Raw genomic sequence first — 12,154 nt, 5'->3', positions numbered from 1 at the left:
GTTATTGGCTTGTATTGTCAGGAGTTTGGATTGGGATACAAAAAACAAAAAGACCGATAATCATTGATTATCAGTCTTTTGCTTTGTACCCCCTCAGGGGCTCGAACCCTGGACCCCAACATTAAGAGTGTCGTGCTCTACCAACTGAGCTAAAGAGGCATCAATCGTTATCCGATTGCGAGTGCAAAGGTAGCTATAATTTTTTTATCTCCAAAAATTTTGTCGGAAAAATTTTATCAAAATTTCGCTCTTTTGCCGTCAGGAGTTATTCCAGCGCCAGTTTGTCGCTGTTCCACTCGCCGCCTGCATCGGGGTAGATGAAGGGGCGCGTATCACCGAAACGCTTCATATTCAAATAGCTTTCGTAAAGATTGATCCCGTTCGCCGACTTCTCGGCCAGCGAGAAAGCCACTACCGATGGGTGACGCTTGGTCGTATGGTAGCTGTTCTCCGTGCGCTCGAGATAAGCCCCGAGCCATTCCGGTGCGTTGGACGGATTGCCGCCCCGGCGGCGCGAATCCCCGCTGCGACGGGTGTCGATCGGTACCTGCGCGATCACATAGAGGCCCTGCATGTCGCAAAAATCCAGCAGTGATTCGGGTACGGGGCCCGGCAGCAGTTTGAGCGTGTTGTATCCCTGCTCGCGGAGCGCGGCGATTTCGTTTTCGGTGATCGAGGCGGGCACTTCGCGCACGCGCAGCGTCACGGGCTGCCCGTTCACCGACATCCGGCCGTCGTGCATCTCTACCGAGCGGAACCCGGGGCGGAGCTCCAGATACTCGACATAACGGCCTTCGTGCTGGGTTTTGAGCCGCAGGGTGTATTGTGTGGGCAGATCGGCACTCCACAGCATGTTTGTGGGAATGCGGGTCAGGAAACGCAGCGTATCTTCGCGCCGCATGTCGAGGGTAAAATCCTTATGGCCGGCGGCGGCGCGCTCGCCCGTCGGGGTGAGCAGTTCGTAGTGAATGCGTGACGTGCGCGGATTGAGGGCGTTGCTTTTCAGCACGACGGCCACTTCGGCCGTAGCGCTGCCGTCCTCGGCAAGCCGGGTCCGGGTGACGATGTCGCGGATGTACAGCGTCGGCTGGCTCATCACCCAAGCCTTCCCGATGGCGGGCTGGGGAGTCTCCTTCCAACTCTCGAGCGGAGCCGTGGGGGAGGGCTGTGCGACGATGACTTCGAGCGTGTTCCGTCCCTCCTTCGCCAACTTGGTGAGGTTGAACTCCGCCGGGGTATTTCCGTCGGCGTTGTAGGCTGCCGGACGGCCGTTCACGCGCACCTCATAGTCGCCCGAAGCCCAGCCCAGGTGGAAAAGGACCTGACGGTTGGCCCAGGCGAAAGGCACGGTGAAATCGGTCGAAAAGACGTTGCCTTGGAGGTTCCACTCCGTCAGCCGCGTGAAATACCGGTTGTCGCCGCCGTCGGCCGCCGTGGCCGCTTCGGCCGAAGGGTAGACGAGCAGTCCGCCGCGCGGCAGTTCGCGTCCGTGGGTAGGCACATACTCCTGGGCGAAGAGCCCGCAGAGGGAAAAAAGCGCTATGGTCGAAAGAATAGTCCGCATAAGTTCGTATATTTGTCCTCCGTAAAGTTACGGAAATTTTTCAAAACTGCGATGTCCGAACTGCCTAAACTCAATTTTCCGGCCATCCGGCTGCGTGCCCGCCGCCGGGGCGACGGTGTGGAGGTCTGGGACGCCCTGCGGGGCATCTACCTCGTGCTGACGCCCGAGGAGTGGGTGCGGCAGCATCTCATCGCCTACCTGACGGAGCACTGCGGGGTTCAGCCCAAGCGTGTTGTCCAGGAGTATGCCGTGGCACTCAACGGACAGCCCCAGCGGGCCGATGTGGTGGTCGTGGGCGACCGTGCCGAGCCGCTGCTTCTGGCCGAATGCAAAGCTCCGGGCATCCCGATCGACAGCCGGACGTTCGCGCAGGCCGTGCGCTATAATTCGGTACTCAACGCCCGCTACCTGATCCTGACCAACGGACTGAGGCACTATTGCTGCGAATGCCGCGACGGGGAGTATGTCCGACTCGACGGATTCCCGAACCTCTCCGGAGAGCCGTCCCGCCCGTAATCCGGAATCCGCTTAGAGGTTCCGGAAATTTTTGTCCACATATCCCTGGAAAGCCTCCTTGTAATTCTCGCCGATCGGCACGTACTCCGTGTCGCTGAGGAAGATGCGTCCTTTGACGTAGGCCTTTATCATGCGCAGGTTGACGATGTACGAGCGGTGTACGCGCATGAACAGCTCCGACGGAAGCGCCGTCTCCATGTTTTTGAGACGGAACAGCGTGGTGATGGTCGAGCCGTCGATGAGGTGCATGCGCACGTACTCGCCTTCGCTTTCGAGGTAGATGATGTCGCTGATTTTCACCAGCGAGACCTTGTAGTCGGCCTTTACGGAGATGTACTCCTTGTCCTTGGGCAGCGCCTCCGATTCCCCTTCCTGAGGCATGCGCTGGTTGTGGCGCAGCTCGTAGAGGGAGTTGGCTTTGGCGGCCGCGCGGCTGAAGTCTGCGAACCCGAAGGGTTTGAGCAGGTAGTCCACGGCATCGAGTTTGAATCCTTCGACGGCATATTCCGAGTAGGCGGTCGTGAAGATGATCATCGGGCGTTCGATCAGTCCGCGAACGAAGTCCACACCGTTCAGGTCGGGCATGTTGATGTCCACGAAAATCAGGTCCACGCGCTGCCCGGTCAGCATTTGCTGGGCTTCGAGGGCGTTGTTGAACGTTGCCGCGAGTTCCAGATAGGGAATCTTCGAGATATAGCTTGTCAGTTGACGCAGAGCCAGCGGCTCGTCATCGATGGCGATACATTTAAGCATTGAGCGTCGGGATTACGAGTTTTACGGTATAGGTTCTTTCTTCCTCGCGGATGTCGAGCGTGTAGTTCTTTTCGCCGTAGATCAGGGCCAGGCGTTTGCGGACGTTGTCCAGTCCGATGCCGGCCTGTTTTGTGGCGGCCGCCGGGTGGCGGCTGTTCGAGAGCGTCCCCGTGACCGTCTTGTCGGCATATTCGATGCGCAGGTGGATGAACGACGGATGGTTGTAGCTGATGCCGTGTTTGAAAGCGTTCTCGACGAACACGATCAGCAGCAGCGGGGGGATCGACACCTGCTCGGGCAGGTCGCGGGGATACTCCACGCGGATGTCCACATCGTCGGTGTAACGGATGCGCATCAGTTCGATGTAATTTTTCAGGAATTGGATGTCGCGGTTCAGCGAGATGATCTCGCGGCCCGAGTCGTAGAGCACGTAACGCATCATCTTCGAGAGCTCGATCACGGCGTTCTTGGCCGACTCGGTGTCGATGTCGATCAGCGCGTGGATGTTGTTGAGCGTGTTCATGAAAAAGTGCGGGTTGATCTGGTATTTGAGGTAGTCCATTTCTGCCTGCAGGTTTTGGCGTTTGAGCACCTCCATTTGCTGCTCGTCGCGCATCGACTGGTAGATGAGTTTGATGCCCGTGTTGGCGCCGGTCATGAAGAACCCCAGCACAACGCTCCAGTACATCTCCAGGTTGGAGAACGACGCCTTGCGGTAGGCGTCGAGCGCCTCGGGATCGGCCTGTTTGAGAAGGTGGTCGGAGAGATGGTCCTCGTAGATCTGCACCAGCCAGAAGACGCTGATAATCAGCGCGAGGTTGCTCAGCAGGTATTTCCCATACTTGCGTCGGAGCATGTAGCGCGGTGCGATGACAGCGTTGTGGATGAGGAAGATGATCAGATAGGGGGCGATCTGCCGCCAGGCGATCAGCACGTTCTCCAGGTTGACGTGCATCTCCGACATCATCTGGGAGTTGAGCACGGGTACCAGGATGATGGCCGCCCAGACCATCACATAAAGCAGGTTTTCGCCGATGGCTTGTTTTTTCTGGATCTTCATGGGGTAAAGATAGGAAAAAAATGAATGGGAGCAAAAGCCCCTCCCGTCGCTGCTTACGACGCCGCTGCAAAGTCCGCCGCCGGAAGCTATGGATTCCAAGTCATCGATGTGGCAGCCGGATCGCAGTATACGAGATTTCATACAAAGAGCTGTCTGCATCCAGCAGACAGCTCTTTGTTCGGGGATAGCAAGGGATCACTCTCGGGCTGCGACACTCTCCGAGCCGAGGGCCTTCGCGGCCGGTCCGGGCATTGCGGCCGTCGTTGCGGCTGTCGCCCGGGGCCCGGCTCCGGAAATCTCATTGCCGTCGGCATCCACCAACTGAACCATCGTGTAAGGTCCTACGAAGTAGTCCAGCGAGGTGTAACCCGATGCGATCGGCAGGTAGTAATACGAAGTGGACCCGGCCCTGCGTTCATACATTTCGAGGCAACTGATCGTGAAATTCACACCGTTGGACAGCGATCCGTTGCGACCGACCATCTTGGCCTTTCCGGACTCTTCGTACGTGGCCACCAGGTTCGAAGCATTGGTCGAATTGAGAATGCCGTATCCGCTTCCGGTATCCCGGTTGACGTACCGGTTGGCGAGGTAGACCGTTCCCGTCTTCGTCTGGTAGAGATTCTCCTGATTGCCCGTAACGCGCAGGACTCCCGTGGACGACAGGTAGGTAGCCGAGATGTCGACCAGATTCGCATAGGTCGTATACCCCCATCCCGAGATCTTGTAACTCGAATTGATGACGTTGGGTTTGACCGTGATGTAGAACGTATAGGACGTGCCGCTCGTTTCGGACGACGTGCTCGTGACGGCCCATTTGCCCAGCCACCTCTTGTAGTTGCCGGCCGCATTGTCCGGCAGCAGTGATGGGCTGACGGAGAACGGCTGCGAAGTGACGGATGTGGTGGAGAGTATGGCTCCGTCAGAAATGGCACAGCCGAATACTACGGCTACGTATTCGTCGTAGAAACTCGGATAGTCGAGCGTATAGGAGCCGTTGCCCTTGTATAACAGGCTTGCGGCGATGGTTTCGGGATCGTCTCCGGCTCCGATGTTGCTGTTGAGTACGCCGACAAGGTTTTGCAGCAGTTTCTTTTCCCGCTGGGCCTCGAATTCGGATTTCGGCATCACGCCGATGTAGTAGTACTCCGTATCGTTCGAGGGTGCGGCATTCACGACGACCTTTTTATAGGTTTTGGTTTCCTCGGGAACCGTTACCTCGAATTTGATGTCCGAACGAATCGGCTCGGGCGTCATGATCTTGAAGTCGGCGCCGTTGGCTTCAGCGAAATAGTAGCCGTCGACGAAATCGAAATCCTGCGCCGTCACACCGTCGGCCTCGATCGGCATGTAGAAGCTAAGGCCGGTCCTGGTGTAGATGAACGGTACGTAAAACGTGGTTTCGTTGTCGATTTTGACCGCAAAGCGGCGGTTTGTGAGCGTCGCCGGATACGCCTTGCCCTTCACGACGAAAGAATAGGAGCTGAATGCCATGTCCTCTGAGTTGTTCCGGTAGGTTTCCATCTCCGACGCCCAGTCGGTTTCGGCGGCGACCGGTGTCATCACGTAATAATTCCCTGAGATGATTCCGCGCAGAATGACCTGCTCGGCCGAGGTCTCCATCACCGTAAATTTGTAGTCGCCCTCCATGCCCTTGTAGCTCGATCCGAGTCCGTCGGGGTTTCTCGGATGTACGAAATAGTTTATCAGGGCGTTCTTCGTGTCGAAATTGAGCGTAACGCCCAGATCTTCGCCCAGCGAATAGAGACTCGTCTCGGTAGTCGAGGGGTCCCTTTCGATTTCGGAGGCCACGGTAACCTTGCCATCGGAGAATTTGAAGAACAGGTTGTATCCGCCGAACTCCAGGGTCGGGGAGGGGAAATAACGCACGTGCCATCCGTTTTCGGCACTTTCGAGTATGGTCTTGGCCTCCTGCTTGGCTGCTTCGATGCGCTCGGAGGCGGACTGGTCGAACAAATCCTCCTCGTCGAACAGACATGAAGTGAGCAGAGCCGGAACGGCCAGAAACAATAACAGTATGATTGCTGATCTTTTCATATTTGGTGTCGCTTATTCGTTTGTACCGGAATTTTCGGGAGCGTCCGTTTCGTCGTCGAGCGAGTCGAAGTCGAGGTCGGGGGCTTCGGCCGCACGCCGCAGTACGATTTCACGCATTTTGTTCAGGTCGATGTCCCAACTGTTGCTCATGTAGTTGTACACGATCTCGAACTTGGCTTCGATCGTGGCGCGGCCCGTCGAGCCGGCTGTTTTCAGCATCGACTCCCACTCCTCGGCGGTCCGGTTGACGTAGAGGGAGATGAGTTCCACGAAATCCTCGCCGTCGCTCTTCGAGGCGTAGCGGGAGATAAAACCGTCCTGTTGCGCCTGATCTTCGGTCTTGTAGATCTCGAAACACTGATCCTGTACGTATTTCGGACCGGATATCTCCGTGAAATCGGTCGGATAGGGCTTCGTCTGATTGAGGATGTGGGCGAACTCGTGGTGCGTCGTTTTGAAATAGGACGTTTTCGCATTGACCTCTTTGGGCACGAGGTTGTCGAGGTTGTAGAACGTAATCTTCGCGCCGGCTTCGGCCGTTCCCAGGACCACCGAACCGTTGGTCTTGTAGGCGTACGACCCCACCAGATAGAGGATTTTCGGGAAATAGTTCCGGATAAACTCCGTACTGCCGGTCAGCTCGTCGTAAACCTCCAGACACATGTGGCGTATCAGCTTGGCCATGGCGATGGACTGTTCGTACTTGGCCGGCGTGAGGTAGTAGCCCATGCTCGACTCGATGTCCTCGAAGCGGTATTTGAATTTGATGTTGTACGTCTGGACATAATTGCGGTCGAGCCAGCGGTCGAAATCGTTTTGCTCGGTGATCGAGGGACGGACCACGCTGGTCGCACTCAGTTCGTCTTCCGAGCAGGCCGTCAGTGCCGTGCAGAACAGCACGGCGGAAAACAGCAGATATATCAGATTCTTTTTCATACGCACATACGTTTATTTGTTTCTCGGATTGGGCGTCAGACCGGCGGCGATAACGTCGGCAGGGAGTTGCAGGGCGCGCCGCAGGTCCGGCGTGCCGTTTTCGTCGCTGATCTGATCGGTGATTTGCACAACGGTTTCATCGTCCTCGTCCAGCAGGTAGCGGTAGACCGTGATGCCGAAGCGTCGCGTGTCGAACCACCGCATGCCTTCGTGGAGGAACTGGTAACGCCGCATGAAGATCAACGCCTGAAGCATGTTCTCCTGTGCGCCGCCCTCTTCGAGCGCGTTGTAGGGAGCGGCATGGAGTTTCTTCTTGGGGTTGAGCGTCTGCGGACTGCTGGCAGAGGTCTTCCCGACGTAAAGTTCGGAATAGTCGGGATAGGTCTCCGTAGCCCATTTCCTGATCGAGGCTTCCGTCATGGGGCTGAAGCCCGCCGAAAAGAGGTTCGAGGCATAGAGGTTCATGTCTGCCAGCGCACTGTTCACGGCATCCGGGTCCTCGCTCATCTTCATGATGTAAGCCTCGGCCCGGTTGAGCAGCGCCTCTTCGGTGCAGAACAGCACCGACACGGCCTTGTTATAGCCGGTCCCGGCTACGGGGTCGGTGTATTGGAATACGCGCCACGTGCGCGGCAGGACGTATTTGCCGGAGGTCGAGAGCACCGCATGCGCGGCCTTGAAGCTCACTCCGCTGCCCCACGGGCCGCCCTTTTTCGGCTGAACGGTCTCGTAGGTCCCTTGAATTTTACCGTGCGAATAACGTCCGGCGGTGCTGTACCAGTCGAAAAGCAGTCCGCTGTTCGAGGTGGCGGCCTGAAGCAGGAAATTGGCTGTGCTGGACGAGCTGACGTACGCCTGATGCCGGCTGGAACTGTTGGGCAGGGCCGCGATCGCATCGTAATCGCGCAGCAGCGACTCCGGATTGGAAGTCAGCACTTTCGTCGCGTACTTGATGGCGTTGTCCCAGTCCTGGATGAAGAGGTAATAGCGCGAGGCGAAGCAGCAGGCCGCCTTGTAGTTGAAATGATACTTGGCGACCGAATAGGAGGTGTCGTCGAGCAGGGGAATGCCCTCTTCGATGTCCAGGCCGATTTTCTCGTAAACCTCACGGAGCGTTCCGCGCTCGTATTGGGGATTGAGGTCGGTTTCGGCGTGGTCCATATACGGTATGCCCATGTAATCACCCGCCGTTGCGGGATTGTAGGGCATGCAGAATATGTTCGCCAGCACGAAATGCGAGTAGGCGCGGCACAGGAGCGCTTCGCCTTTGCTGGCCTTGAGTTTCGCCGTGGCGGGGCCGCCCAGTTCCTCGATGGCCGCCAGCGCTTGATTGGCGTTGGCGATGTTTTTATAGTTGGTGCTCCAAATGTTGCGCGGCGCATCGTTGTTGCTGGTAACCTCCTCGGCCCATTCGTAAACGTCCTGATAGAACTGGTTGTAGTCTTTTTTGATGCCGTGGTCGCAGACGTTGTCCGACGAGAGCTCGGCGACCAGCTGGTAACTGCCCGCTCCGCTCACATAGGCCGAAACGAGGATGTTGGCGATTTTCTCCTCGGAATCCAGCGTGGTGCGCAGGTCGGGATTCTGATCCAGAAAATCGCTGCACGACACCAGCGCCGGAACGACGATCGCTGCGCCCAATAGATATTTGATGCTTTTTTTCATAGGAATCTTTTTTTGAATGACCGGGGGTTATAAGCCGATACGTACCGTGAGCGTGAACTGACGCGGCACGGGAGCTGCCACGCCGCCCGTGTTGTAGAACTCGGGGTCCTGGCCGTTGAGCTTCTTGTCGGCATAGATCAGGAACAGGTTCGTGGCCTGGAGCTTGAGTGAAAGCGACGACAGGCGCAGTTTCGAAATGAGGCTCTTCGGGAAGTCGTACGAAAGCGAAATCTCCTTCATGCGGATGAAGTCGCCCTTGGCGATGCGGGCCGTCGAGTAGTTATAGGCGCTGTATCCGTACGAGATCGAGGAGTTGAGCTGGCGCTGGCGTTTCGAGGCGATGGCGGGGATGTCCGTAACGTACTCGTCGCCGGAGATCATCCAGCGGTTCTTGAATTCGCGGGGCATGGCGTCGAGGTCCGAGTAGATGCTGCTGAAAACCGGGTTCAGGCGTACGACGTTGCCGAATGAATAGGTCATGAAGACGTTCAGCCGCCATCCCTTGTACTGGAACGTATTGCCGAAGCTGCCCAGATCGGTCGGATCGACCGGTCCGGAGTAGACAAGATTTTGCTTCAGATTCTTTTCGTTGCTGTCCTGGAAGTTGAAAGAGGTGGAGCTGAGCTTGCCCTCCGTGTTGACGACCACCGGCAGTCCGGTTTCGCCCAGACCCGCGAACTGGAACGAGAAGAGCGAACGCGCGGGATAGCCCTCCATCGTAAATCCGGTTCCGGACACCAGCGTCATCGCACGGGTGGAGGTTTCGAGTTTGGTGACCTCGTTGTGGATGTGCGAGTAGATGAAATTGGTGGTCCAACTGAAATTCTTCGTCTGGATGTTCTTGGTCGAAAGGCTGACCTCTACACCGTTCGATTTCATCTCCGCGACGTTGCCGTATTTGGAGACTTCGCCGCCGATGCCCTGCGTCGTAACCGTGCCGATCAGGTCGAAATTGTTACGCTTGTACCAATCCACGGCCAGGTTGATGCGGTTGTTGACGAACCCGGCGTCGACGCCGAGGTTGAGCTCGTGCTTCTTCTCGTAGGTGAGCTGTGCGTTTTCCAGGTTCGAGACTTTGAGACCCGTCTCGCTGTCGCCGCTGGACGGACGCCACGGCGTCGTCGCCTCGATGACGGCCAGCGAGTTGGTTACGTACGACGGGCCGCGGTCGGCGGTCAGCGAATAGGACGCTTTGAGCGACAGGTGCGACAGCGCGGGGCGTATCTTGTCGAAAAACTTCTCTTCATGGACATTCCATGCCCCGGAAATGTTCCAGGTGGGCAGCCAGCGGGCCCGGCGGCTCTTTCCCATCTTGTTGGTCCCCTCGTAGCGGTACGTGCCGTTGACGGTGTAACGTCCCTTGTACGAGTAGGTGCCGTTGAAGAAGAAGGCCACCTCGCGGTAGAACGTGTCGCCGATCGTGTAGTACTTGCTGCTGTTCTCCATGCCCTGCTTGAAGGCGAGGTAATCGTAATAGGGCTGCATGCCCATGTCGTATTGGAGACCCCAGCCGCGGAACCAGGTGTTGTGGCGGTCGATCTTGTTGACCGACATACCGCCGTAGAGGTTGATGATATGCGTGTTGTTGAATGTCTTGTTGTAAGTCGCCGAAGCGCGGAAGTCGTACGAGAGCATCTTGTTGTCCGTGCGCTCGTAGATACCGCCGACGGGCAGTACGGTCACCGGCACGGCATAGGGGTTGTCCGGGTCCTTGTAGAGATACGGATTCTTGTCGCGGACGGTGGTGGGTTCGATCGTGCGGTAGGCGACCGACTGGTTCGAGGATTCGGTGATATTGTGCTCCTGCATCGAAGCCTGGTATTTCACGGCTCCCAGGGCGCTCAGATCGAGTCCTTCGACGGGCGTCCATTTCAGCTCCGCCTGGAATTTGGTTTCGACGACCGAAAGGTCGATGTAGTTGTTGTCCAGTTCGTGCAGAATGTTGAAGGGGGCGTAGTTGCGCGTGTAGAACTCTTTGGGGTCGAGCGTCCGCGAGGTGTTGAGCGCGTAGGAATAGGGGTTGATGTCGAAATCCCGCTTCACGACGCCCGTGACGTAATCGGTTGCCGACGACAGGGTTCCCGGGGCCTTCTGCTTGCGGTAGGCGCCGTTGGAGATCAGGTTCAGCGACAGGTTCCTGAAAATGTTGAAGGTCGCGTTGACATTGGCCGTGTAACGCTCGACCTTGCTGGTCTTCGTCCATCCCGGATCGCTCATGGCGCTCAGCGAAGCGTAGTAGGACGATTTCTCCGTGCCGGAGGAGAGACTCACCGAATGGGTGTGCATGACGTTGTTGTTGAACAGTTCCTTGAACCAGTTCGTATTGCGGTATTCCGCCGCACGCAGGTAGTTCGACGTGCTCAAATCATCGTTCTGCAAGCGGCCGGCCGCAATCAGCTGGTACATCTTGCCGAACACGCCGTACTCCGAGTCGGTGATGGTTTCGGCGAGGTTGAGCCATCCTTTCCGCTGCATGTCCATGTACACCGACATCTGATCCTGCGAGTTCATGATGTTGAAGTTTTTGTAGGACGGGATCATGCGGTAGGTGAATTCACCGGTGTAATTGATGGTGCTGACGCCGGCGCGGCCTCGCTTGGTGGTGATGACGATCACGCCCGCCATGGCGCGTGCTCCGTAGATCGAAGTGGCGGAACCGTCTTTGAGGATGTTGAAGCTTTCGATGTCCTCGGCGTTGAGCCCGGCGATGGCCGACGCGATGAGCGTCGTGGCGTCGCCCGAAGAGAGGTCGTCGGCGTCGATGTCGACGATGTCCTCCATGATGACGCCGTCAACGACCCACAGGGGTTTCGAACTGCCGTAGATCGACGTTGCGCCGCGCACGCGGATCTTCGGCGCCGTGCCGAACGTGCCGGATACGTTCTGGACGGACACGCCGGCCGACCGGCCTTCCAGACCGCGGCTGATGTCTGCCATACCGGCCAGTTTCACGTCGTCGGCGATCAGCTGATCGGCGGCTCCCGTGAACAGCCGCTTGTCCATTTTGGTCATACCCGTTACCACGACGGCTTCGACGGCCTGGGAATCGGGTTCGAGTTTCACCTTGACAGGGGTTGCGGCGATGTCTGCATCCTGGGTTTTGTAGCCCACGTAGGAGATTTGGAGCTTCCCCTTCTGGGGAACTCCCGAAAGAACGAATTCACCTTTGACATCGGTCGAGGTGCCGATAGTCGGGCGATCCTTGACGACGACGGTCGCACCGATGACGGGTGCGTCGTTCTCATCGACGACACGACCTTTGACCGTCTGGGTTTGGGCCCAAACCGCCGTCATACAGAAAACCGCCGACAGCGATAAAAGTAATTTTTTTATCATAGAGGAGTGAAATTGGGTTAATACATACCGTTCATGGAATTAGAAAGGAGGCTTCGCAACCGGGGATCGGGACGGAAAGAGACGCTCGGGGTTCGTGCGGCGCCCCCTTCGGCGAGATCGGCCCGGCTGCCTCCGCAGCGCCGGCCGTCTGTTTCCGGGTGAACCGAAATCCCTTCCCCGGGCAGTGTATATGCGGGGAAAGCAACAAGGAAGAGACGATTTTGTCCATAATATGGCTTTTGGGTTAATGAATGAAGTACACGCGG

The 12,154-nt window shown here is 57.3% G+C and carries 8 protein-coding genes and 1 tRNA gene; 1 reads left to right on the top strand and 8 read right to left on the bottom strand.

All coding sequences use genetic code 11. The annotated features are described in order from the left end of the window. Positions 1–86 precede the first annotated feature (86 nt). Positions 87–159: transfer RNA gene (locus BLU78_RS02665), tRNA-Lys, on the bottom strand. A 106-nt stretch (positions 160–265) separates the two neighbouring features. Then, a complete protein-coding gene (locus tag BLU78_RS02660; protein WP_010264325.1) occupies positions 266–1,564 on the bottom strand; it encodes a glycoside hydrolase family 2 TIM barrel-domain containing protein in 1,299 nt (432 codons plus the stop codon). A gap of 51 nt (positions 1,565–1,615) precedes the next feature. On the opposite strand from BLU78_RS02660, the gene BLU78_RS02655 reads away from it, so the two are divergent. Beyond that, on the top strand, positions 1,616–2,080 hold the full coding sequence (locus BLU78_RS02655; RefSeq protein ID WP_010264328.1) for a type I restriction enzyme HsdR N-terminal domain-containing protein: 465 nt from the start codon (positions 1,616–1,618) through the stop codon (positions 2,078–2,080). Between the two features lie 12 nt (positions 2,081–2,092). Here the strand turns inward: BLU78_RS02655 and BLU78_RS02650 are convergent, their stop codons facing one another. The 6 genes from BLU78_RS02650 to BLU78_RS02625 form a co-directional block, all read right to left on the bottom strand. Next, positions 2,093–2,833, bottom strand: coding sequence for a LytR/AlgR family response regulator transcription factor (locus BLU78_RS02650; protein WP_010264330.1), 741 nt, complete (start codon positions 2,831–2,833; stop codon positions 2,093–2,095). After that, a complete protein-coding gene (locus BLU78_RS02645) occupies positions 2,826–3,893 on the bottom strand; it encodes a sensor histidine kinase (RefSeq protein ID WP_010264333.1) in 1,068 nt (355 codons plus the stop codon). Before BLU78_RS02645 ends, BLU78_RS02650 begins: the two co-directional genes overlap by 8 nt. 195 nt (positions 3,894–4,088) lie before the next feature. After that, positions 4,089–5,951: a DUF4302 domain-containing protein gene (locus tag BLU78_RS02640; protein WP_229096534.1), complete on the bottom strand. Its 1,863-nt coding sequence runs from the start codon at positions 5,949–5,951 to the stop codon at positions 4,089–4,091. Between the two features lie 12 nt (positions 5,952–5,963). After that, on the bottom strand, positions 5,964–6,887 hold the full coding sequence (locus BLU78_RS02635) for a zinc-binding metallopeptidase (RefSeq protein WP_010264339.1): 924 nt from the start codon (positions 6,885–6,887) through the stop codon (positions 5,964–5,966). Positions 6,888–6,899: 12 nt separating this feature from the next. Then, a complete protein-coding gene (locus BLU78_RS02630) occupies positions 6,900–8,552 on the bottom strand; it encodes a RagB/SusD family nutrient uptake outer membrane protein (protein ID WP_010264341.1) in 1,653 nt (550 codons plus the stop codon). 27 nt (positions 8,553–8,579) lie between these two features. Continuing rightward, positions 8,580–11,888, bottom strand: a complete 3,309-nt coding sequence (locus BLU78_RS02625) for a SusC/RagA family TonB-linked outer membrane protein (RefSeq protein ID WP_010264342.1) — start codon at positions 11,886–11,888, stop codon at positions 8,580–8,582. Between the last annotated feature and the right edge of the window lie 266 nt (positions 11,889–12,154).

This window comes from Alistipes timonensis JC136 (genome assembly GCF_900107675.1).
Classification (GTDB): domain Bacteria; phylum Bacteroidota; class Bacteroidia; order Bacteroidales; family Rikenellaceae; genus Alistipes; species Alistipes timonensis.
Note: the sequence above shows the minus strand (reverse complement) of the source record. Positions and strands in the feature narration are given on the sequence as shown.